Origin of the sequence: Halorubrum saccharovorum DSM 1137, assembly GCF_000337915.1 — an archaeon.
Taxonomy (GTDB): Archaea; Halobacteriota; Halobacteria; order Halobacteriales; family Haloferacaceae; genus Halorubrum; species Halorubrum saccharovorum.
On the sequence record NZ_AOJE01000057.1, the window covers coordinates 218,218 to 240,179 of the forward strand.

Sequence of the window (21,962 nt, forward strand, 5' to 3'; positions counted from 1 at the left end):
CCGCCGTCGGCGGGTAAAACCCTACGGGTGTGCGGCGGCCGGCTACGTCCCGGTCGCCCGCGGCGCCCGCGTCACCCCAACCGGTTCCGCCGCGTCGACATCCGATGTACGATCCCGGAGACGCCGAAAAGCGCCGCGAACAGGACCGCGTAGGCGTATCCGGACACCGACGCGAACGGGACCGTTCCCACCCACGCTGCGCTACCGAGCAGTCCACAGACGACGGCGAGGCCGACGTAGTACTCCCCCCAGAGGATCTCGTTTTCGGAGACGACTTCGAGGTATATCTCGAGTTGCCGGCTCTGTTCGGTCAGCGAGACGATCCCGCGGTCCGGCTCGTAGTCGATGAATCCCCCGTCGGCCAACTTCGGCAGGTGCGACTGGTGGAGCGCGGTGTACACCCGCTTGCGCTGTTTGTACGTCACCTCGGGGATATCGAGGTCGTTCTCCCACGCCGCCAGCTGTTCGGCGATGTCCCTGACGCGCGCGCCGTCGCCGTGCTGTTTCAGATAGGTGATCACGTTCCGCCGCCGCCGGTTGCTGAGCGCCGTGAACACCTCGTCTCGCGAGGGCTCGTCGTCGCCGGTCGTCGATTTTCCCTCCCCTATGAGTTGCGGTGTCATGGAAAAATCATGCCATCAATTACTGTACCTACCGTTACCGCCCTACATATCACTAACTGTTATCATTTCACGGCGAGATCATGGAAACTATATCGGTTGAAAAATGTCGTATCAGGTCGTATGGCGTGCGGATGTGAACTGATCGCCTCGCGAGCCGCTAAGAACCATCACAGGGTTGAATTTTCACCCTCCGCGATTCCGTCTTGGGCCCGCGCCGATCCGCCGTCCGCCGTTTCCGTCCGATCCGGCCCGTCGTCTGGTTTTCCGCCCTCCCTCGAGCCCGGTCCTCGGCGGTAGGCCGCGCATACATACGCCCTCTCCCCCCCAACGACGGGCATGACGGCATCACATGACACCCGTCTCGATCGGCTTCGGCGCCCGGAGCACACCGGCGAGAACCGCTGTTTACCGTGTACGGTCGTTAACGTCGCGATCGCCGCGGTCGGCGCGGTCGCCGTCGGCGCGCTGGTCGCCGTCGAACTCGGCGCGGCGGTCCTGGTCGCCGCGCTCGCGGCGATCTGGCTGCGCGGCTACCTCGTGCCCGGCACGCCCGCGCTCACGAAGCGGTACCTCCCCGAGCGCGTGCTGGGGTGGTTCGGAAAGGGTCGCGACCCCGGACCGCCGGCGGAGTTCGACGCGGAGTCGTACCTCCTGTCGGCCGGCGCGTTGGTCGAGACGCCGGACGGGAGCGACCTCGGGTTCGCGCCGTGGTTCGAGTCGGCGTGGCGGACGCACCTCGCCGCGCTGCGCGACGCCGCCGACACCGAGTTCGGCGAGCCGTCGTCGACGGACGAGACGGTTGGCGCGTCGATCGCGACCGCCGAGACCGTCGAAACCGCCGAGCTCGCCCCCGACGGCACGCGCCCCGCCGCGCCGGCCGACGTCGCCGCCCTCGCGGGCCTCACCGGCGTCGACGAGGACGGGCTCTCCCTCCGGTGGCGCGGCGACGCGGCGTTCGCGCACGCCGGCGACGAGCGCATCGGTCACTGGGAGTCGCGCTCGGCCTTCCTCGCCGACGTCGCCGCCGACCGCGCGCTGACGGCGCGGCTCGACGACTGGGAGTCGCTCCCCCTCGCCTCGCGAAGCGGCGCACTCGGCGCGCTCCGGCTGTTCGTCGAGCGCTGCCCGACCTGCGAGGGGCCGGTGCAGCTGGAAGAGCGGGTCGTCGAGTCCTGCTGTTCGAGCTACGAGGTCGTCGCCGGCCGCTGTACCGCCTGTAACGCGCGGCTGTTCGAGATCGACCTCCCGGCGTCGCTGGCGGACGCGCGGTCGTAAATCCCTGGGAGGGCGGAGTTTTTCGGTCGCCGATCGGTCGCTGCCGCTGGCAAGTGTTCACCAGATGCCTGCGGCGTCGCCGTCTGTTTCTGATCGTCTGGTGGTTCTGGTGACTCTGGTGGTTCTGGTGGCTCTGGTGGGTCTGGTGGCTCTGGTGACTCTGGTGGGTCTGGTGACTCTGGTGGCTCTGGTGACTCTGGTGGGTCTGGTGACTCTGGTGGCTCTGGTGACTCTGGTGGCTCTGGTGACTCTGGTGGCTCTGGTGACTCTGGTGACTCTGGTGGCTCTGGTGACTCTGGTGGCTCCGGCGACGCCCTCCAAGGCCCCAGTCGGGAGGTGGGCGCACACTCGTTGCGCGCTTCGGTCGCTCGCGTTGCTCGGCCCCCGGAGTGCTTTCGTCGTCTGCGCCCACCTCTCGACTGCCTCTTTGAGTCCCGCCACAAACGCACAGCGACCGCACAGCGACCGCGCCTCACGCCTCCCCAGCCTCGTCGAACCGGCGCGGTCGCGCCGGTTCGACTCCCTCGCGCACGCTGCTCGCGCCCGGCGGGCGCTCGCAGGCGCGCGCCACCGTAACCACGATCTCTCCGATCTCTCTGTCAGTGTCGAACTCCGGTTTCCCTGTCAGCACCAGACCCGGGTTTCTCTGTCAGCGGCGGCGGTCGCGAAAAACCGTAGTTTGCCTCACCGCCGTCGCAGACCGGCGATCCCGCTTCGACCGCCTCGGAGCTGCCGGAGCACGGAGAAACGGTTGATCCACAGCTGGTAGGCGCTCGCGGCGGCGAACAGCGCGAGCCCGAGGCTCGTAAGGAGGACGGGATCGACCGCGGAGACGAGGGGGACGCCGAGCAGCGCCGCGAGCAGGACCGTCAGCGAGGCGACGCCGAGCGCGCGGTACAGCTCCGACCAGGTGACGCCGACGCTCGCGACGACCTCGGTGTACAGCGCCACGTCTCGCGCGTGGCGGGACATCTCGATCGTCTGGCTCTCCCGGTCGTATTCGATCACGCCGAGCTCCTCCAGCTTCGGGAGGTGCGTCTGCACGAGCGAGGTGTACACGCTCTCGCGACAGCGCTTCGGCGGCGGGCTCTCGCCGGTCTCGCGGCCCGCGACCAGCGCCGACAGCTCGTGGACCGTCACGACGCCGCCGACGCTCCCGAGATGTTCGAGGGCGTGCCGACGGCGCTCGTTCGCGAGGATCGTGTACACCTGTTCGGCCGGAAGGACGTCTGTTCGGAGCTTCATGGATGGGAGTCCGACGCTCCGCGCGACGCGGAGAATCGTTCGTTGACCCTACATCTTCTCTCGGGGGCATATGTATGCGCTCGCTACCTCCGCTCGGTCCGTGTTTCATGGTACCGCGAGTCTGGATCCGCTCCCGCGAAACCGCTAGCCTGCACCCCGGTAGGCGGCGCCGTCCCCTGCTTACCGGCGCCGAGGCCGCTGCCGGCGTGGCACGGAGTCCGTACCGCCCGCCGCCTTCGAAGTATGGGGTTCGTGCCGGTATTTCGGGCCCGGGTAGGCCCTCCGGACCGCCGATCGAACGCGGGGTTCGACGGCGCGAACCGTCCGTTCCACCGGATCGAAGCGTCCGTTCGACGGTGACGTGGCAGCGCGTAACTACGTGGGTATCCCTCGGAGGGGAGAGTAACCGATTCGGCTAACCGGCGCGGACGGGGGCGAGTCGGGGGAGCAACCATGAGCAAAGACACAAACGACACAATCGGACTCTCGCGGCGCAAGCTGCTCGCCGGCCTCGGCGCCGTCGGCGTGGCCTCCGCGGGTGCGGGACTAGGAACCACGGCGTACTTCAACGACACGGAGGCGTTCGAGGGCAACACGCTCACCGCGGGCGAACTCGACCTCAAGCTCGACTACCGCGCAACGTACGCGGGCGGCCTCGGCCGCGTCGACGAGATCAACGGCTGGTACAGCGACGAGGGTCCCGGAGAGCCCTTCAATGTCGTCGAGGAGGAGGACGGCGTCTACCTCATCGGCGAGGTCCCGAACATCGACGAGGGCGAGTGGCCCGACGTCGTGCAGGAACGCGACTTCTGTGCGCCCGACGTGGGCCTGATCAACGGCGACCAGATCCCGGTCTTCGCGCTCGATGACGTGAAGCCCGGCGACTGCGGCGAGGTGACGATCAGCCTCCACATCTGTGACAACCCCTCGTGGGTGTGGATGAACGGCGAGGTGACCGCGGACGACGAGAACACCGTCTCCGAGCCCGAGGCGGGCGCGGACGGCGAGGGCAACGCGCTCGGCGACGACGCCGACGGCCCCATCTCCGGCGAGGGCGAGCTCGCCGATGCCATCGACGTGACGATGTGGTACGACGAGGACTGCGACAACGTCTACGAGCCCGGAAGCGAGAGCGGCGGCCCGCTCTGCGTCCAGATCGTGCTCGACGCCTCGGGGTCGATGACGAATGGCGGACGCAACCAACAGGCCATCGACGGCGCGAAGACGCTCGCGGAGAGCATCCTGAACGACGGTCCCGCCGGCAGCAGAGTCGGTGTGACGTTCTTCAGCGCCGACGGCTACGACGAGAGCGCGCAGGTCATCCAGACGCTGACCGACGACCTCTCCCTCGTCGTCGGTGCGATCGACACGCTCCCCGCCGACGGCGATTCGACCGCCATCGGTGAGGGCATCTTGGCCGCCCAGGGTGACCTCGAAGACTGCGAGGAAGGGGAATCGCCCACGATGGTCGTGTTGACCGACGGTGGGAACAACGCGGGGACGGACCCCACCACGGCCGCCACCACGGCCAAGGGCGAGGGGACCACCATCTACGCGCTCGGTGTGGGTGGTGCGCAGGTCTCGACGCTCAACGCCATCTCCAGCAACCCCGACGAGGACTACGTCTTCTTCGCCAGCGACGACGGCGCGCTCGAACAGGCGTTCGGCCTGATCGGCGAGACGCTCCTCGGCGAGACCATCATCTTCGAGGGATCCCTCGCGGGCGCGATGGCTGAGCTTGAGGGCGGCCTCCTGCTCGACGGCAACCGCGCCACGGAGATGACGGATCCCTTCGAGGGCGGCCTGACCCAGTGTATCGGCTTCGAGTGGTGCCTGCCGGCAGAGGTCGGTAACGAGGTCCAGACGGACTCCGTCGCCTTCGACCTCGGCTTCTACGCCGAGCAGTTCCGGCACAACGAGCAGGTCGGCGCGCCGAACGGGACCGCACCTAACGGCACGGCGCCCAACGGCACGGCTCCCAACGGCACGGCGCCCAGCGAGCCTGGGCAGTAATCGACGTCTGACGGTCTCGGAAGCCACGCGCTTCCCCCGGGCGAGTCTCGCCCGGTTCCCGGTTCGGCGCCCATCGCGGGCGGCCGACGCGGCGGTTCGCGACCGCCGCCGGGAGTTCCCTTCGGGGATGACACACAATGAACGACGACACAATCGGACTATCGCGGCGCAAGATGCTGGTCGGACTCGGGGCCGTCGGCGTGGCCTCCGCGGGCGCGGGACTCGGAACCACGGCGTACTTCAACGACACCGAGTCGTTCGACGACAACACCCTGACAGCCGGCGAGCTGGACCTGTTTGTCCACGTCGACTACTCGGAGGACCAGGGCAGCTACGCGCAGTGGTCGACTCCCGACGGCACCTTCATCGACGGTAACGTCGTGGGCGGCGACCAAGAGGAGGGCGAACCCCTCAGTATCGAGGTCTCCGACCTCAAGCCCGGCGACTCGGGCGAGGGCGAGTTCTGTTTCTCGATCGTCAACAACCCGGCGTATCTGTGGATGTGCGGCGCGCTGACGGAGAACAACGAGAACGGGCAGAACGAGCCCGAGGCGGCCGTCGACACAACCGGCGGCGATCCCGGCGAGGGCATGGGCGAGCTCGCCGACGCGATGCAGGTGTCGGTCTCGTACTGTACCGACGACGGTGAGGGAGAAAACATCGTCGGCGAGGAGATCGTCTCCGGTTCGCTCGCGGACGTGATGGTCGCGCTTCGCGCGGGCGTGCCCCTGTACGGCGACGGGATGCCCGACGCGCCGATCGAGAACCGCGTCCCCTTCGAGGGCGTCGACGCGCCCTTCGATGACGACGAACCGGTCATCGCCGAGCAGTGCGTCTGCTTCGAGTGGTGGCTCCCGACGAGCGTCGAAAACGAGGTTCAGACCGACTCCGTCGCCTTCGACTTCGAGTTCTACGCGGAACAGGCCCGCCACAACGACGGGACGACCAACCCCTGCGTCGACGAGGAGTACGCGGCCGACTACGTCAACCCCGACGGGATCGACCAGCCCATCCCCGACGGCGTCGCCCGCGTGGGCGTCTCCTACGGCGATGACGACGTCGTCTACGCGGTCACGTTCGACGAGCCCGCCGGCAGCCAGTACAGCCTCGCCGACCCGTCCTTCGCGAGCACGAACTTCTCGCTGCCGTTCGACGCTGACAACGACGGGACCTACGACTTCCAGGTCGCCTGGAACGCGCAGGGCAACGACGAGTTCCTGTACTCCGGGGTCGAGACCGGTCCGAACTGGGAGAAGGACACGTCGACCGGATGGTCGGCGCTCCCGGCGGGCATCACCGCGGTCAAGTCCGGCTCGCAGGCGCTCATCAGCGTCCCGCGCTCGACGCTCGAGGCCAACGACGACAACTACGTCTTCGGCTTCAACGCCGGCGCCGGCGGCGAACAGCCGTCCGTGAGCGTCCCGACCGGCGGGCCCTACTCCCCCGTTAACAACTTCACGTCCAGCCAGAACGGCCAGTCGACGACGCTCCAGTAGGACGCGAAATCGGCGCGACACCGAGCAGACACGGTCACCGGGACCGACCGCGGCTCCGTCGGCCTTCGGGCCGCGAGGTCGCGGGTTCCCACAGCGGCTGACGGCGGTTCGACTCCGCCGGTGGGCCTCCCCTCGGGGAACGACCGACTAACGAATTCGGGGTTCGTCCCCGTACACTCATACACACACCAATGACAGACGACAAACTCACCGCACTCACCCGACGCAAGCTGCTCTCGGGCCTCGGAGCTGTCGGCGTCGCGAGCGCCGGCGCGGGCCTCGGCACCACCGCGTTCTTCAACGACCGGGAGGGGTTCGAGGGCAACACGCTGAGCGCCGGCGCCTTCGAGCTCCGGATGGACTGGCAGCAGAGCTACTACACCGGCCTCCCCGGACAGGACCCCGACGACCACACGACGTGGGCGCCGGTGAACGCGTACCCGGACCTGGACGGCGACGACCGACAGGACCCGATCTACGCGCGCTATCAGCTGACTGAGGATCCGACGCTCCTCGGGCTCCCGGCGAACGCCGACCCCGAGGCGATCGAGGCGGCCTACCGCGGGCAGTTCGCGAGCTTCGAGGGCACCGACGGCAGCGGGAACCACGAGTTCGTCGGCCCCGTCATCGACCTCGACGACGTCAAGCCGGGTGACCGCGGCGAGATCACGATCAGCAAACACGTCTTCGACAACCCGGGCTACCTCTGGCTCAACGCCGGCGGCGTCGAGGCTCAGATCGGCGCGCTCAACGATCCCAAACGCGAGGCGCTCAAAGAGATCCACGGGGATCTCCCCGACGCGGACCTCGTCGCCGCGGCGGAGGCGGAAGAGCAGCTCGCGAAGGAGATCGAGGCGACGCTGTGGTACGACGACGACTGCGACAACTTCCTCGACGAGGGAAGCGACACCTGCATCCAGTTCGTCGTGGACAACACCGACTCGATGGGGAGCACGGCGCCGTTCTCCGGCGATCTGAAGGACGACCTTCTGATCGACGCGATCGAAACGTACATCGGTCGGTTAGACACCGCTGACGGCGCGGAGTCCGCCGACGGCGACACTGCTCCCTTCAGCGTCGGACTGACGAACTGGACGACGGTCGCGGACACCGTCCTTCTGCCGACGAGCGACGTGTCGGACATCGTCGGCGTCGACGGCGGGAACTACGCGGATTCGACGGGACTGCAGACGATCGATTACCAGTCGCTCGACGCTGGGACCGACATCCCGGTGGCGATCGAAGCCGGCGCGGACGCGCTCGCCGAGTGCCCCGAAGCGGACAGCCGGATAATGGTCCTGATCACGAACGGGATCAACGTTGAGACGAGTGATTTCCTCGCGGCGGCCAGCGATAACCTTCGACAGAACGGCGGCGAAATCGATCGGTTCCTCATCGTCGGCTTCGGTCCCGAGGAGGATGACGCCGACACGCTCGCTCAGATCGCCACCCTCCCGGGCGATCACAAGTTCATGCACGTGACCGACGCCGATATCGATCAGGCGATCAACGGCCCCGCGGATCCGAGTACCGATCCCGTCACGAGCGTCGCCGAGGAGATCGGTTTCACCGCGGACGGCGAACAGGTGATATTCGAGGGGTCGCTGTACGACCTGCTCGGCCCCCAAGACGGGATCGCCGGCGGCTACCCGCTCGACGCGGACCGCAACCGCGAGGGGCGGCAGTGCTACCCCAACTCGGACACGCGCTGTATCGCGCTGGAGTGGCACCTCCCCTACGAGGTCGGCAACGAGATCCAGGGGGACTCGATCGTCTTCGACCTGGAGTTCTACGCCGAGCAGTGCCGCCACAACGACGGGTCGGACAACCCGTTCGAGCTCGACGGCGACGCCGATCCCCAGACGCCCGCGTAGTCCCGCGCCCGCTGCGGGTGACCGCGCGACGCTCGGCGCGGCGTCCCCGACGGGCCGCTACCTCACCGGTAGGGGATTCCTGTCGCGGGGTTCGACCGACCGATCGCTCGGGTAGGTGACCCATACATACGTGCACGGGCAGCGAGGAGAGATACCGACGACCGGCCGTTCGGAGCCGCAACGACACACAATGACACAGAAAGAATCAGGACTCACGCGGCGGGAGGCGCTCGCGGGCGCCGGAGCCATCGGCTTCGCGACCCTCGGGGCCGCCTCCGGACGGTCGACGGGAACGGACCGCTGGGACGAGTACTCGGCGTACACGTACGCCCAGTCGGACACGTCCCCGAATCTGCTCGTCGGGTGGCGGCGCACGGAGAACGGGACGCTCGTCGATTCGAGCCCGGTCGGCGCGGTCGACGACGTCGAAACGGCCGGGATCCGGCTCTTCGACGTCGACAACGCGCTGCCGCACGATCACGGCACGGCCAGCGTCGGCCTCCGGCTCGAGGACCCCGAGGACACCGCCCGCGTGTGGCTGCGGATCGACCCGCACCTCGACGGTGTCGACGCCGCGGGCGCCGCGCTCGCGGAGCGTCTCAGGCTCACGGTCCGACACGACACCGGGATATTCGGGATCGGCAGCTGCGGCGGCGCCGAGGGCGAGTTCGCGGCCGCCGGGGGGATGATCGCCGACGAGACGACGCTTGCGGACATCGACGGGTCCGCGCTCGCAGACGGGGTCGAACTGCGTCCGGGGATCCTCGGTGACGGCTGCCTCGGTCCCGGCGAGCAGCGCTGCCTGACCTTCGCGTGGGAGTTCGACGGCGAGGGCGGCAACGCCGGGCAGGGCGGTGCGGTCGATTTCCTCGTGGAGTTCGCCGTGGTCGACTGCGACGACGATGGGAACCCCTTCCCGCGGAGCGACTCGACCGACACCGAGGTGTCCGAATGACCCGCGGAGGGGACGGAGCGGGGCGTCCGAGCGGCCTGAGCCGGCGCCAACTGCTCGCCGGGATCGGCGGCGTCGGCGCCGTCGGGATGGCGAGCGGGCTCGGCACGGGGGCGTACCTCTCGGACCGCGAGACGTTCCCGGACAACGTCTTCGGCGCCGGCGAGGTCGGGCTGACGGTTGACGGCGACCTCACGACCGGGACCGTCACCGTCGGTCCGTTCGCGGTCGATCGGACGACGTTCGACGATCGCCCCGACCCCGAGACGTTCGAGGTGGGCGCGTCGGCGAACCCCGTCCGGGTGTGGCTCGCGACGGAGTGCCCGGACGGCGACCGGCTGGGGAACGCCCTCGAAGTCGAGGTCGTCGTCGACGGCGAGTCGCTGACGGACGGCTACCTCCCCCTGGCCCAGGCCGAGCGCCGCCTCGCGACCGGGCGGCGGATCGACGCCGACTGTCTCGAGGCCGGCCCCGACGGCGACCCGATCGTCGTCGAGGTCTCCCCGTACCTCCCGGCCGACTCGCCCGACGTGGGCGGGGAGACGACCGACCTGACGTTCCGGCTGTACGCCGAGCAGTGTCGGCACGTCTCGGAGGCGGAGGCGGACGCGCCGGGGGCGAATCCCTTCGCGGAGGTCGCCTGCGAGCAGACGTGCGTCCCCTGCGAGGACGAGAACGACGTCAGGGTCGGATCGCTCACGCTCCGGTACCTCGGCGACGACCCGGCGACCGTGGTCGTCGTCGCCACCGGCGGCGGTGCCGGCGGAAAGGGCACCGGCGGTACCGTCGTCTTCGACGACGAGGTGGCCCCCGACGGGACCTTCGTGGTCGACGGAGCCGCGTCGCCAACCGGCGATCCGGAGTGGATCGGTCCGAACATCTACGTCGACGACGGATCCGGGGGAGCCGGAGGCAACGGAAACGGAAATAACGGGAACGGAAACGCCGGAAACAGTCCCGCGGGCGTCAACATCCACACGAGCTGTTCGGTGTCGCTCGCGCCCGGCGACATCTACGGTGACTTCGAGATCGTCTCGATGGCGACTACGGACGGCGACCCGATCTGCGGCTCGGAGGAACTCTGATGAACAACCCACTCACATCACCACGGACCAGGAAGGCGGCGAACGTACTCGGGATCGTCCTGCTGATCGCCGTCGTCGCCCCGTTCGCGGTGTACGCGGCACCGGAGATCGTCGGCGCGGACGAGAGCTTCGTCGTGCTCACGCCGAGCATGACGCCGGCCATCGCGCCGGGGGACGTGGTTGTCGTCGCCGAGCGCGATCCGGCGGCAGTCGCCGAGGGAGACGTGATCACGTTCGCTCGCGGCACGGGCGACGTACCGGTGACGCACCGCGTGATCGACGTCGTCGACGAGGGCGGGACCCTCGCGTTCGAGACGATGGGCGACGCCAACGAGGGGCCGGACCCCGGGCTCGTCCCCGCGGGGAACCTCGTCGGCGTGGTGACGCTCACGATCCCGTACATCGGGTACGTGATCCAGTTCGCGGGCACGCAGGTCGGGTTCGTCGCGCTGGTGTTGCTCCCCTTCGGCCTGCTCGCGGTCACGGAGGTCTGGTCGATCGTCCGGGGCCGCGACGACTCGGAGTCGCCGGCCTCGCCGACCGCGGAGGCGGCGGCCGCGGGCGAACCGGACGCGACGCCCGGCGCGGCCGCCGCGGTCAGCGCGTCCAACGCGTCCGATGCGTCCGACGCGTCCACTGCGACCGGATCCGGGGGCGTCTCCGTCGACGCGGTCGGCGGGGCGGCCGCGGTGCTCGCGGCGTTCGCCCCCTACGCCGTCTACGTCGCGTTCGAGGTTCGCACCGCCGTCGCGATCGCGATCGCGGTGGGCGCGTCGACGCTCCTGCTCGGCGCGCTCGCGGTGTGGGTCCCGGCCAGCGGCGTCCTCGACCGCGGGGGATCGGCCGCCGACCGGCCCGGGGACGGGGACGCCCCCAGTCCGGACCGGGGCGCGACCGCCACCGAGGAACCCGCGTCCGGGGCCGACTGGGAGTCGCCCGACGTGGTCGAGGGGCCCGAGGGTGCTCGGGAGGGCACCGACGACCAGCCGGCCATCGCCGACGGAGCGTCCGAGACGGGCGACGCTCCCGCCCCGGCCGCGGCGGTCGACGCGCCGGCACCGGCTCCGCCGACCGCGCCGCCGCCGACGCGGCCGGACGGCGCCGGGGAGGGAGACTGATGCCCGTGAACCGCGGGCTCGTCGGCGTCCTCGCCCTCGCCGTGTTGGTGTGGGGCGTCGCCTTCGGCGGGGGGCTCACCGTCGCCGTCCTCACGTCGAGCGCTAACGTGACGACGACGTTCGAGACGGTCGACGAACTCGCCTCGATCGACCAGCCGAGCGGCGACGATCTCACCGCCGCGACCGGCTCCGACGGAAACGGGACGAACGGTACCGCGCCGTCCGGGAACGGTACCGCACCGTCCGGGAACGGTACCGCACCGTCCGGGAACGGTACCGCACCGTCCGGGAACGGTACCGCACCGTCCGGGAACGGNGTACCGCACCGTCCGGGAACGGTACCGCACCGTCCGGGAACGGTACCGCACCGTCCGGGAACGGTACCGCACCGTCCGGGAACGGTACCGAGCCGTCAGCGACCCCGCCGCCGAGCGAGCCGGTCACGAATGGTTCGTCGCCGCCGCAGAACGAGACGGAACCGTCGGCGTCGAGCGGGAACGAATCGTCGGAACCGTCGGACGCGGTCGCTCCCGAAACGAACGAGTCGGCGTCGACGGGAAACACGACCGCCGGGAGCACCCCGGCGCTCAGGGCCGGCCCCTCGTGGCGCGCGACGGGTGAGGCGTGAGCGTGAACTCGCCGCTCCGACCGCGGGGGCCGGCGGAGAGGGGGGCCTCGCGCTCGCGGGCTCGCTGCTTCCCGCTCGGAACGAAGCTTGCGGTGTTGCTGCTGTTGGCGGTGCTGTTCCTGCTCGTTCTGCTCTTCGGGCTCGTTCGCGGACTTGCGTAGTCCGTTCACGATCGTTAAGTGACGGCCGATCGAACCACCGCACGATATGGTCGCGTTCGACGCGTTCGCGTTCGTCTTCGTCGCGGGACTCGTCACAGCGCTGGCGACCGGCGTCGGCGCGCTCCCCTTCTTCTTCTTCGATACGATCAGCGACCGCGGCAACGTGGCGCTGTGGGGGTTCGCCTCCGGGATCATGCTGGCGGCGTCGCTGTTCGGGCTCGTCGGCGAGGGGCTCGCCGAGGGGACGCCCGTGGAGATCGGAATCGGCATGCTCGCCGGCGTGACCCTCGTGGTCCTTGCCCACGAGGTGCTGATGGACGCCGAGATCGACCCGAGGCAGTACGAGGAGGCCGACTTCAAGAAGCTCGTCCTGATCCTCGGCGTGTTAACTGTCCACAGCTTTCCGGAGGGAGTCGCGGTCGGCGTCTCGTTCGCCGACCTCGGGCTGGAGGGCGGGACCCAGCTGTTCGGGTTCACCGTCCCGCTTCTGGCGGTGTTCATGACCCTCGCGATCTCGATCCACAACGTTCCCGAGGGGACCGCCATCTCCATCCCGCTGCGGGCGATGGGCGTCTCCAAGTGGAAGATGGTGTGGTGGGCGGTGTTCTCCAGCCTGCCGCAGCCGATCGGCGCGGTCGCAGCGTTCGCGTTCGTCCGCTACGCCCGCGAGTTTCTCCCGTACGGCTTCGGCTTCGCGGCGGGCGCGATGATCTACCTCGTGCTCTCCGAGTTCATCCCCGAGGCGCTCGAAACCGGGAGGGATCTGCCGAGCGGCGGCAAGCCCGTGCTCGCCGGCGGCATCGCGCTCGGCGCCCTGCTGATGGCGCCGCTCAACTTCATCTGACCCCGGGCAACACCACTACGCCCCGCCGTCGAACGCGGTCGGGTTCACCGCGCCGGGGCCCTCGCCCACGTCGTAGCCCCGCCGGATCGCGGCCCCCATCCCGTCGACCGCGGCGGCGACCGCCTCGCGGAGTTGCTCGCCGCGCGCCAGCCGGGCGGCGATCGCGCTCGACAGCGCGCAGCCGGAGCCGTGGGTCGCCTCGGTCTCGACGCGGGGGTTCTCGAAGCGGAGCGCGATCGAGTCGGCGTCGTCTCCCTCCTTGCTCCCGACCACGAGCGTGTCGGTCACGCGCTCCCCGTCGCCGACGTGGCCGCCCTTCACGAGCGCGGCGTCGGCACCCGCTCCGACCAGGTCCCGCCCCGCGCGCTCGGCGTCGGCCGGCGTCTCGACCGGCTCGCCGACCAGCACCTCCGCCTCGTCGGCGTTCGGCGTGACGAGCGTCGCCGCCCCGATCAGCCCGTCGTAGGCGGCCTCCGCCTCTTGCGACAGCAGCCGGTCGCCGCTCGCGGCAACCATCACCGGATCGACGACGACGGGGGCCTCGACGGTCGCGACCAGCCCGGTCACCGTCTCGACCGTCTCGGCCGTTGCGAGCATCCCGGTCTTGACCGCGCCCACGTCGAAGTCGTCGAAGACGGCGTCGCACTGGCTCGCGACGTGCGCCGGCGGCACCGCGTGCACGTCGCGGACGCCGCGGGTGTTCTGGGCGGTCGTCGCCGTCACGACCGACGTGCCGAAGGCGCCGTGTGCGGTCATCGCCTTCAGGTCGGCCTGTACCCCCGCTCCGCCGCCGGCGTCGCTGCCGGCGATCGCGAGCGCGACGGGCGGAGAAACGGGGTCGCGTGCGGGTGTCATACACTAGTGGTACTACTCGGTTGTCTAAAATCGTGACGATCGCCGCCGCCGAACGGCCTTTGCCCCTCGCGGCCGAATCGGCGGTATGTCGAACACCGACCCCGCGGACTCAGCGGACGAGCCGGCTCCCGCCGCGACCGAGTCGATCACGGTTTACTCCGACTACGTCTGCCCGTTCTGCTACCTCGGCCGGCAGTCGCTCGCGCGGTATCAGGCGACGCGCGATGAGCCACTCGAGATCGACTGGCACCCCTTCGACCTCCGGGCGGGCCAGCGCGGCCCGGATGGCGAGATCGACCACGACGCGGACAACGGGAAAGACGAGGAGTACTACGAGCAGGCCCGCGAGAACGTCCGACGCCTTCAGGAGAAGTACGACGCGGAGATGGCCCAGGAGCTCAGGACTGACGTCGACTCGCTCCCGGCGCAGATCGTCTCGGTACACGTCAGGGAGACCACGCCGGAGCTGTGGCTCGCGTTCGACGGTGAGGTGTTCGCGGCGCTGTGGCAGGACGGCCGCGACATCGGCGACCGCGAGGTGCTCGTCGACATCGCGGAGCGCGTGGACGGGATCGATCCCACCGTCGTCGACGAGGCGCTCGAAGACGACGACCTCCGCGACCGCGTCACCGACCTGTTCGCCGCGGCGCGGGAGCGCGGCGTCACCGGCGTCCCGACGTTCGCGTACGAGGGACACGCCGCGCGCGGCGCGGTGCCGCCGGAGCAGCTCGAACGCCTCGTCGAGGGGTAGCTACTCCTCGTCGACGAGCCGATACGACAGGGACACGGCGCCGAGCGCGAGCGCGGTCCCGCCGATCACGTCGGTGAGCCAGTGGATCCCGAGGTACATCGTCGCGATCACCACGCTCGCCGCGAGCCACGCGGCGAGCGGCGTCCACAGCGGGTACTCCCGCCGCGTCAGGACCGCGAACGTCCCCACGGTCACCGACAGCGACGTGTGCAGCGACGGGAAGACGTTCGTGGGCTCGTTCACCTCTCCCGTCAGCGCCATGAACTCCGGGTTGTGGGTGAACAGCAGCGAGGTCACCATATCGGGCATGACGTTGCGCGGGCCGTACGCAAACACGACCGTGTACAGCACGAGCCCGATCGCGTAGTTGAGCGCGTACGCGACGAGGAGCCGCTTCACCGTCGTCGTCCGCGGCAGCGCCAGGTACGCGAGGAACGGGAACGCGAGCAGGAACACGTACCCGTACACGTACACCGACGAGAAGTACATCGTCAGCTGGGGCGAGCCGAACGTCGCCTGGAGCCACGCGACGAAGTTCCCCTCCAACGCGTAGATGGCCCACGTCAGCTGGAGCCCGAACAGCTCGGAGACCGTCTGGAGGGAGCTCCGACCGATCGCGCTCGCTATCAGTACCACCACCAGCGCGGCGAGGGGCTTCCGGATCTCCCACAGCCGATCGCGGAGGTCGTTCCAGAGCCCGTACAGCCGCCGCGGGCGGATGATCGCGACGCTCGCGACGAGCAGGGCGGACCCCACCCACAGCGCGAGCGAACTCACCACCGACAGGAGCGGACTCATGCGCCCGGCGCGATCAGCCGGCCTTCCTCGTCGAACCGATACCCGGCCTCGCGGAGCCGATCGCGAGCCGTCTCGGCGTCGAGCGATCCGGGCTCGCCGACGAACGGGTGGACGGGATCCGTCTCGCCGTCCCCCCACTGGAGGTCCGAGGGCACCCACTCCGGAGCGGCGGCGAGCGGCGAGGCGGCGGCCTCGGCGTACCCGTCGAACGCGATGTCGACGAGGCTCCGCTTGTCGATCAGCGACGCGAGCACCCCGCGGAACCGGGGGTTCGACAGCGGTGCCCGCCGGGTGTTGTACCCGACGTGATAGAACCCGCCGGACCGCCCCGTGACGAGCCGCGCGTCGGCCTCGCGCCCGATCCGCGGGACGGCGTCCGGCCCGAGGTTCGAGACGGTCGCGTCCGCGAATCCGTCGCCGACCGCCTGCACCGCGGCGATGTCCGACCCCATCACCTCGATCTCCAGCCGGTCGAACGCCGGCTTCCCGCGGAACCGCTCGGGGATCCCGGCGAGGGGGTCCATCGCGTCACCGGTCGAGTCGTCTCCGTCGTCCGCGCGCACGAGGAAGTGGTCCGGGTTGCGCTCGAAGGCGACCGACTCCTCCGGGGACGCCTCGACGAAGCGCACCGGGCCGCTCCCGATCGGGTCCTCGTTGTTCGTCACCACGGCCTCGGTCGTCTCCGCGTCGACCTCGAAGCCGGCGATCGTCGCCACGTCGGTCCGCTCCTCCCAGATGTGCTTCGGGAGGATCGGAACCTGGAGGGCGCGCACGCCGACCGCGTCGTTGACGCCGTCGAGCGTCAGTCGGACCGTGATCTCGTCGACGGCGGTCGCCTCGTCCACGGCCGACACCCGACCGCGGAACGTCGGCGTCGGCACCGGCGACTCGGTGGTTCCCATCGAGGTGTCCTGGAGGAATTCGTAGGTGAACGCGACGTCTTCGGCCGTCACCGGCTTCCCGTCGTGCCAGTCGACATCCCGAAGCGATACCTCGATGCCCGAATCCCCGACCCGCTCCCAGCCGGCGGCGAGCCACGGGATAATCTCTCCGTCCTCGACCAGCGCGAGCCGGTCGTACAGCAGGGACGTGAACGTGCCGTAGCGCCGGTACTCGGCGGCGATCGGGTTCCAGTTCTGCGTGATGCGCTCGTCGGTCGTCACGAGACGGAGTGTCGCGGAGTCGCCCTCCTCGTCGCCGCTGTCCGTGAACGGGTTGTCGCCGATCAGTCCGTTAGCGGTGGTCTCGTTGTCACCGGCGGTGGTTTCGTCGTCGCCGGCGGTGGTTTCGTTGTCACCGGCGGTGGTTTCGTCGTCGCCGGCGGTGGTCTCGCCGGCGGCAGTCCCGTCCCCGGATTCGGTCCCGGTTCCGTCGGCGTCCCCGTCTCCCGCGTCGACGCGCTCTACGCCGAGCAGCCCACCGACCGACAGCGGCTGACGGTTCGTCCAGTTCTCGAAGCGGTCCTCACGGACCGCCGTGAGCGGGTCGGGGAACGCGACGACGGTGAACGGCTGTAGCTCACAGAGGGTCCGCTGGAGGTCCTCCACGGCCTCGCGTCGCTCGTCGCCCCCCGTCCGGCGCTGGCTCGCGAGCAGCTCGTCGGTGCCGTTGATGTCGGTGAATCCGAACGGGTTCTGCCACCCTGACTCGGCGACGAACTGCGAGTGAGTGAACGCGTACATCGCGTCCGGGTCGAACGGCTCCGCCTCCCGGAACTGCCCGACGTACACGTCGAAGTTGTGGTTGATGAGCACCTTCCGGCGGAGGTCGGTGAGCCCGAGGGTGTTGATCCGGGCATCGATGCCCACCGCGTTCAGATTCTCCGCGAGGTGTCTCGCGATCCGGATCGCGTTGGGGTCCCGGTCGGCGGGCGGGGCGTTGATCTCCAAGGTCAGCTGCGAGGACCGGTCGCGTCCCGCGATGTTCCGCGTGCGGTCGAGACAGCCGGCGCTCAGGGCCGCGATCCCGACCCCCGCGAGCGTCTCTCGCCGGCTCACGTGCCGCGCCATGTGTTCGTCGCTGTTTCGCGCCTCGCGTATATCTCTTCTGTGGTGTCGCCGTCGGATCGAACCCCCGGTACGTCCGCCATACCGACTCTCTCGACGGGTGAGACCCTCAGATCACGTCCGCGAGCGGGAGGGCCAGCCCGACGACCCACGCCGCTAGCCCCGCGGCGAGCACCGGGCGGTCGGCGGCGGCGCGCCCCACCGCGACGACGCCGAGCGCCGCGAGCAGGGCGACGCGGTGGACGAGGAGGCCGGGCGGCACCGCCACGCCGAGCGCGGCGAAGTCGATCACGAACCCCGCGCCGAGGCCGACGACGACGCCGAGGAGCGCCGCGCTCGGCTCTGATTCGGGCGAGTGAGCGACGACGAGCGCCGGGATCCCGACGGCGATGACGAGGTACAGCGGGGCCGCGATGAGCTTCGGCCCGACTCCGGGGTACGCGGTCTCCAGCGCGACTCCGGCCGCCCGGACGCCGACGATGACGGCGGCGAGCGCGACGCCGAGCACCGCCGCGTCCGCGTGGCGACCCGCCTCCCGCCGGGCTCGATGCGCGAGTTCGAGGGCCGCGGCTCGGGTCCGGCGCCGGAGCAGCGCCCCCGAGAGCGTCGCCAGCGACGCCAGTTCGATCACCGAGACCCAGCCGTCGCTCCACCCGCCGTCGATGCCGCGGTACTCGCGGCTGACCTCGGCGTCGACCGCTCCGTGGATGAACTCGTCTTCGAGCCGGACCGCCGGGTCGTCGATGCCCGGCACCGTGTGGCGGAGCCGGAACCAGTCGTAGTACTCCTCGTGGGCCTGTACCGCGGTGTAGGCGCCGTCGGGCGACTCGTACGCCCGGAGGTGGTCGCGCACGCCGAGGTACGCGCCGTCGTGGAGCTCGAACGTCTCCTCCAGCCAGACGCCGCCGTCCGGTCCCTCCACGTAGCTGTAGCGGTCGGAGCTGTGCGCGTCCGCCCAGTCGCGCTCGACGATCGCCTGTACCTGCTCGGCGTCGGCGGTCGCCGCCGCCTCCGCCGGCTCGGTCTCCTCCCAGTCGGTGCCCGACCGGCCCTCGATCGCCCGTCGCGTCGCCTCCGCGTCGGCGTGAAAGAGGACGTTGATCGCGAGCGTCCGCCCCTCGACCGAGGTGCTCCGGCTCGTGTACGGCCAGAGCCGGTAGTCGCCCGCGACCGCGATGAGCGACGCCTCATCGACCCCTGAGGGCTCGGGCTCCTCGACGGTCGGCGGGGGCGCCTCGTCGCCCGCGCCGGCGAAGAACCCGGAGGCCGCGAGGCCGACGCCGACCGCCACGAGGAGCGCGACGACGACCGTCGCCCGTTTCATGGCTCGTGTGAAGCCGCCGGGGAAGAAACGCCTTTGGGTGGGATCCCGCGATCCCAGGCGGTTCACCCGGCCCCTGCGCTTCCCCCGCTCACCAGGTCTCGACGAACCCCTCCCGCACGTCCTCCGCGCACCCCTCGCAGTCGGGGTGGCCGCCCTCGAAACACGCCGGCCGCCCCTCGCCGTCGACGGCGACGGTCCGGCGCTCGGCGTGGCGGCGACAGACGATCCGGGCGCGCCCGTCGTCGTCGGTCGGGAGGTCGTATCGCTTCGCCCCCGCGCCGTCGTCCGCGGAGTCGTCCTTCGCCTCGGAGTACGCCCGCTTGGCCTCCTCGAACTGCTTGCCCGCCCTGCGGAGCTGCTGGCGGATGACGCGTTCGAGCCGGTCGTCCATGGAGGCCGTACCGGCGCGTCGGATATAGGTCCGTTGCCGGGCGCGGCTTCCGGGCCTCGATCCACTGCCGCGACAGCCCGGAACATGGTAGCGTTCCACTTGAAACGGCGCCCGCGCGTGGCTGACGCGCGTCAGACGCCTGCGCGATTCCATCTTCGACGACAGCCGACTCGATCCGGAGAAACCGCGGTACGGGCCGTGAGAACCCTCGATGCGTTCACTTTCACCGCGGTCACGCACGTTTTAATACCGTGAGGAACCAACCGCCGTACGCCTCCCATTGAAACACGACCGGAGGCGGAGACACCCCATGAGCGAACTGCGACAGGAAGCGGAAGCGATAGCGGAACAGTTCTCGGACCACCTCGACGTGGACGCCGACGAGATCGAGGAGCGACTGGAGAACCTCGTCAACGAGTACCGCGTCCCCCTCGACGAGGCGCGCCGGAGCGTCACCAACAGCTACCTCGAAGACGCCGGGATGGAGCGCGACGAGCTCGGCCGCGGCGGCAGCGAGTCCGTCTTGGCCGACGAGATCGACGAGGACGAGCAGTGGGTCGACTTACGCGTGGAGCTCGTCGACCTCTGGGAGCCCCGCAGCGACTCGATCTCGCAGGTCGGCCTCCTCGGCGACGAGTCGGGCACGATCAAGTTCGTCGCCTTCGAGACCTCGGACCTCCCCGAGCTGACGGAGGGGCAGGCGTACGAGCTCTCCAACGTCGTCACCGACGAGTACGAGGGGAGCTACTCGGTGAAGCTCAATCGGACGACTGGTATCACCGAGATCGACGAGGAGATCGAGGTCGGCGACAACGCCGACACGGTTGAGGGCGCCCTCGTCGACATCCAGTCCGGCTCCGGGCTGATCAAGCGCTGCCCCGAGGACGACTGCACGCGCGTCCTCCAGAACGGGCGGTGCTCCGAGCACGGGCAGGTCGAGGGCGAGTTCGACCTCCGGATCAAGGGCGTCCTCGACGACGGCGAGACCGTCACCGAGGTCATCTTCGACCGCGAGGCCACCGAGGAGCTCACCGGCATGGGCCTCGAAGCGGCCAAAGACATGGCGATGGACGCGCTCGACACCACCGTCGTCGCCGAGGAGATGGGCGACGACGTGCTCGGGCGGTACTACCGCGTCACCGGCCCCACCTTCGGTCGGTACGTCCTGGTCGACGAGATGGAGGATCCCGGCGCCGTCGACGTCGAAAGCGCGCTGATCGAAGCGAGGTCGATTTGAAATGAGTCAATCCGCACCCACCCGAGAGGTCGCCCGGCGCGTGTTCGCGAGCGAGTTCAACGACGCCGGCTACACGTTCACCGAGTCCGACGACGAGCGCGCTCCCGTCTACGCGCTGCTGCCGACGGGCGAGTCCTCGAACCGCGTGTTCTTCGTCGGCACCCTCACGGAGAAGGAGGACGTCGGCGAGGACGCCGAGTACTGGCGCGGCCGCATCGTCGACCCGACGGGCACGTTCTTCGTGTACGCCGGCCAGTACCAGCCGGAAGCCGCTTCCAAACTCCGGGACTTGGAGCCCCCGGCGTACGTCGCAGTCGTGGGGAAGCCCCGGACGTACGAGACCGACGACGGCACCGTCCGAGTCTCGGTCCGCCCCGAGTCGATCACCGAGGTCGACGCCGACACCCGCGACCGCTGGGTCGCCGAGACGGCCACGCGAACGATCGAACGCGTCGCCGCGTTCGACGACGAGGGCAACGAGTACGCCCGGATGGCCCGCGAGGAGTACGACCTCGACCCCGAGACGTACAGGGCCGCCGCGCTGTCGGCCCTCGAGGACCTCGACGAGGGCGACGAGCTCGCGGGCGACGACGTCGCCTCCGACGAGTCCGTGTCCGGCGACGCCGCGAGCGACGAGACCGTCTCCGACGGGACGGATTCGGCCGGTACGCCGGAACCCTGACGCTCTCGGCGCGCCTCGATCCGCGGCTCGACTCCGGAACCAATTTTCAATCTTGCGATCGTCTGACAAACGCTTAAGTATATTGCGCGACGATCGGTCCGATAATGGGCAACAAGAACAAGACGATCTCGTTCCGCGTCAACGAGGACGCATTCGAGACCCTCCGCGACATCGCTGAGGAGCGAGACATCTCGCTGTCGGCCGTCTTCCGGGACTACGTGGATACGCTCGTTGCCCACGACGGACAGGTCCGCGTCGTCCCGGAGGCGGAGCTCGACAGCATGGGCGAGAGCGGGGAGTCGTTCCCCCCGAAGATCGAGGTCCCGAAGAGCTTCGTGCGGGAGCACGAGCGGCTCGAACTCGAGGCGGATCACCTCCGCGAGCAGCTGGAGGAGCACAAACGCTACGTCAACTACCTCCGCGAGCAGTTGGAGGACGGCGACGAAGAAGTGATCCAGCTCGAAGACCTCGACGGCGAGCCCGACGAGCCCTCCTTCCGACTCGGGTAGCCGACGCGACGGCGGGCAGTTTCCGATTTTCCGAGCCGTCGATCTCGTTCGGCCACGTTTCGATCCCCCGCGGCCGTGACTCCGATCCGCGGAGA

The 21,962-nt window shown here is 69.6% G+C and carries 19 protein-coding genes; 12 read left to right on the plus strand and 7 right to left on the minus strand.

The annotated features are described in order from the left end of the window. Positions 1-71: 71 nt before the first annotated feature. On the minus strand, positions 72-623 hold the full coding sequence (locus C471_RS10450; protein ID WP_004048760.1) for a DUF7344 domain-containing protein: 552 nt from the start codon (positions 621-623) through the stop codon (positions 72-74). Between the two features lie 336 nt (positions 624-959). On the opposite strand from C471_RS10450, the gene C471_RS10455 reads away from it, so the two are divergent. After that, on the plus strand, positions 960-1,898 hold the full coding sequence (locus C471_RS10455; protein ID WP_004048762.1) for a hypothetical protein: 939 nt from the start codon (positions 960-962) through the stop codon (positions 1,896-1,898). Between the two features lie 684 nt (positions 1,899-2,582). On the opposite strand, the gene C471_RS10460 is transcribed toward C471_RS10455, so the two are convergent. After that, a complete protein-coding gene (locus tag C471_RS10460) occupies positions 2,583-3,143 on the minus strand; it encodes a DUF7344 domain-containing protein (protein WP_004048764.1) in 561 nt (186 codons plus the stop codon). A 453-nt stretch (positions 3,144-3,596) separates the two neighbouring features. Between C471_RS10460 and C471_RS10465 the strand changes: the two genes are divergently transcribed. The 7 genes from C471_RS10465 (at position 3,597) to C471_RS10500 (ending at position 13,314) form a co-directional block, all read left to right on the plus strand. Beyond that, a complete protein-coding gene (locus C471_RS10465) occupies positions 3,597-5,156 on the plus strand; it encodes a vWA domain-containing protein (protein WP_004048766.1) in 1,560 nt (519 codons plus the stop codon). Between the two features lie 137 nt (positions 5,157-5,293). Further along, entirely contained in the window at positions 5,294-6,652 is a 1,359-nt protein-coding gene (locus tag C471_RS18120; protein ID WP_004048768.1) for a SipW-dependent-type signal peptide-containing protein, read from the plus strand. Positions 6,653-6,843: 191 nt separating this feature from the next. Beyond that, the gene (locus C471_RS10475; protein WP_004048769.1) at positions 6,844-8,526 is read left to right on the plus strand and encodes a vWA domain-containing protein; all 1,683 of its coding nucleotides are present in this window, start codon (positions 6,844-6,846) and stop codon (positions 8,524-8,526) included. A gap of 190 nt (positions 8,527-8,716) precedes the next feature. Continuing rightward, positions 8,717-9,481: a hypothetical protein gene (locus C471_RS10480; protein ID WP_004048771.1), complete on the plus strand. Its 765-nt coding sequence runs from the start codon at positions 8,717-8,719 to the stop codon at positions 9,479-9,481. Next, a complete protein-coding gene (locus C471_RS10485) occupies positions 9,478-10,563 on the plus strand; it encodes a DUF7467 domain-containing protein (RefSeq protein WP_004048773.1) in 1,086 nt (361 codons plus the stop codon). The genes C471_RS10480 and C471_RS10485 overlap by 4 nt, the downstream gene beginning before the upstream one ends. Then, positions 10,563-11,681, plus strand: coding sequence for a signal peptidase I (locus C471_RS10490; RefSeq protein ID WP_004048774.1), 1,119 nt, complete (start codon positions 10,563-10,565; stop codon positions 11,679-11,681). The genes C471_RS10485 and C471_RS10490 overlap by 1 nt, the downstream gene beginning before the upstream one ends. An 835-nt stretch (positions 11,682-12,516) precedes the next feature. Beyond that, positions 12,517-13,314 (plus strand): ZIP family metal transporter, encoded by a 798-nt coding sequence (locus C471_RS10500; protein ID WP_004048777.1) that lies wholly within the window; start codon positions 12,517-12,519, stop codon positions 13,312-13,314. 15 nt (positions 13,315-13,329) lie between these two features. On the opposite strand, the gene thiD is transcribed toward C471_RS10500, so the two are convergent. Beyond that, positions 13,330-14,169, minus strand: coding sequence for a bifunctional hydroxymethylpyrimidine kinase/phosphomethylpyrimidine kinase (gene thiD, locus C471_RS10505; RefSeq protein WP_004048779.1), 840 nt, complete (start codon positions 14,167-14,169; stop codon positions 13,330-13,332). Positions 14,170-14,254: 85 nt separating this feature from the next. On the opposite strand from thiD, the gene C471_RS10510 reads away from it, so the two are divergent. Next, positions 14,255-14,920: a DsbA family oxidoreductase gene (locus tag C471_RS10510; RefSeq protein ID WP_004048780.1), complete on the plus strand. Its 666-nt coding sequence runs from the start codon at positions 14,255-14,257 to the stop codon at positions 14,918-14,920. Here the strand turns inward: C471_RS10510 and C471_RS10515 are convergent, their stop codons facing one another. The 4 genes from C471_RS10515 to C471_RS10530 all read right to left on the minus strand — a co-directional run bounded on the left by C471_RS10515 (position 14,921) and on the right by C471_RS10530 (position 19,439). After that, complete coding sequence (locus tag C471_RS10515) at positions 14,921-15,718, minus strand: phosphatase PAP2 family protein (protein WP_004048782.1); 798 nt, start codon at positions 15,716-15,718, stop codon at positions 14,921-14,923. Continuing rightward, on the minus strand, positions 15,715-17,727 hold the full coding sequence (locus C471_RS10520; RefSeq protein ID WP_004048784.1) for an ABC transporter substrate-binding protein: 2,013 nt from the start codon (positions 17,725-17,727) through the stop codon (positions 15,715-15,717). Before C471_RS10520 ends, C471_RS10515 begins: the two co-directional genes overlap by 4 nt. 106 nt (positions 17,728-17,833) lie before the next feature. Beyond that, positions 17,834-19,048, minus strand: a complete 1,215-nt coding sequence (locus C471_RS10525) for a hypothetical protein (RefSeq protein ID WP_004048786.1) — start codon at positions 19,046-19,048, stop codon at positions 17,834-17,836. Between the two features lie 88 nt (positions 19,049-19,136). Continuing rightward, positions 19,137-19,439, minus strand: coding sequence for a DUF7091 family protein (locus C471_RS10530; protein WP_004048788.1), 303 nt, complete (start codon positions 19,437-19,439; stop codon positions 19,137-19,139). 310 nt (positions 19,440-19,749) lie between these two features. On the opposite strand from C471_RS10530, the gene C471_RS10535 reads away from it, so the two are divergent. The 3 genes from C471_RS10535 (at position 19,750) to C471_RS10545 (ending at position 21,867) form a co-directional block, all read left to right on the plus strand. Further along, entirely contained in the window at positions 19,750-20,676 is a 927-nt protein-coding gene (locus C471_RS10535; protein ID WP_004048794.1) for a hypothetical protein, read from the plus strand. A gap of 1 nt (position 20,677) precedes the next feature. Beyond that, entirely contained in the window at positions 20,678-21,358 is a 681-nt protein-coding gene (locus tag C471_RS10540) for an RPA family protein (protein WP_049909278.1), read from the plus strand. A 104-nt stretch (positions 21,359-21,462) separates the two neighbouring features. Then, positions 21,463-21,867, plus strand: coding sequence for a hypothetical protein (locus C471_RS10545; protein ID WP_004048800.1), 405 nt, complete (start codon positions 21,463-21,465; stop codon positions 21,865-21,867). Positions 21,868-21,962 lie beyond the last annotated feature (95 nt).

Excerpts from the sequence above, each read along its gene's own strand:
- C471_RS10450 (WP_004048760.1), bottom strand. The coding sequence starts at position 623 with ATGACACCGCAACTCATAGGGGAGGGAAAATCGACGACCGGCGACGAC.
- C471_RS10455 (WP_004048762.1), top strand. The coding sequence starts at position 960 with ATGACGGCATCACATGACACCCGTCTCGATCGGCTTCGGCGCCCGGAG.
- C471_RS10460 (WP_004048764.1), bottom strand. The coding sequence starts at position 3,143 with ATGAAGCTCCGAACAGACGTCCTTCCGGCCGAACAGGTGTACACGATC.
- C471_RS10465 (WP_004048766.1), top strand. The coding sequence starts at position 3,597 with ATGAGCAAAGACACAAACGACACAATCGGACTCTCGCGGCGCAAGCTG.
- C471_RS18120 (WP_004048768.1), top strand. The coding sequence starts at position 5,294 with ATGAACGACGACACAATCGGACTATCGCGGCGCAAGATGCTGGTCGGA.
- C471_RS10475 (WP_004048769.1), top strand. The coding sequence starts at position 6,844 with ATGACAGACGACAAACTCACCGCACTCACCCGACGCAAGCTGCTCTCG.
- C471_RS10480 (WP_004048771.1), top strand. The coding sequence starts at position 8,717 with ATGACACAGAAAGAATCAGGACTCACGCGGCGGGAGGCGCTCGCGGGC.
- C471_RS10485 (WP_004048773.1), top strand. The coding sequence starts at position 9,478 with ATGACCCGCGGAGGGGACGGAGCGGGGCGTCCGAGCGGCCTGAGCCGG.
- C471_RS10490 (WP_004048774.1), top strand. The coding sequence starts at position 10,563 with ATGAACAACCCACTCACATCACCACGGACCAGGAAGGCGGCGAACGTA.
- C471_RS10500 (WP_004048777.1), top strand. The coding sequence starts at position 12,517 with ATGGTCGCGTTCGACGCGTTCGCGTTCGTCTTCGTCGCGGGACTCGTC.
- thiD (WP_004048779.1), bottom strand. The coding sequence starts at position 14,169 with ATGACACCCGCACGCGACCCCGTTTCTCCGCCCGTCGCGCTCGCGATC.
- C471_RS10510 (WP_004048780.1), top strand. The coding sequence starts at position 14,255 with ATGTCGAACACCGACCCCGCGGACTCAGCGGACGAGCCGGCTCCCGCC.
- C471_RS10515 (WP_004048782.1), bottom strand. The coding sequence starts at position 15,718 with ATGAGTCCGCTCCTGTCGGTGGTGAGTTCGCTCGCGCTGTGGGTGGGG.
- C471_RS10520 (WP_004048784.1), bottom strand. The coding sequence starts at position 17,727 with ATGGCGCGGCACGTGAGCCGGCGAGAGACGCTCGCGGGGGTCGGGATC.
- C471_RS10525 (WP_004048786.1), bottom strand. The coding sequence starts at position 19,048 with ATGAAACGGGCGACGGTCGTCGTCGCGCTCCTCGTGGCGGTCGGCGTC.
- C471_RS10530 (WP_004048788.1), bottom strand. The coding sequence starts at position 19,439 with ATGGACGACCGGCTCGAACGCGTCATCCGCCAGCAGCTCCGCAGGGCG.
- C471_RS10535 (WP_004048794.1), top strand. The coding sequence starts at position 19,750 with ATGAGCGAACTGCGACAGGAAGCGGAAGCGATAGCGGAACAGTTCTCG.
- C471_RS10540 (WP_049909278.1), top strand. The coding sequence starts at position 20,678 with ATGAGTCAATCCGCACCCACCCGAGAGGTCGCCCGGCGCGTGTTCGCG.
- C471_RS10545 (WP_004048800.1), top strand. The coding sequence starts at position 21,463 with ATGGGCAACAAGAACAAGACGATCTCGTTCCGCGTCAACGAGGACGCA.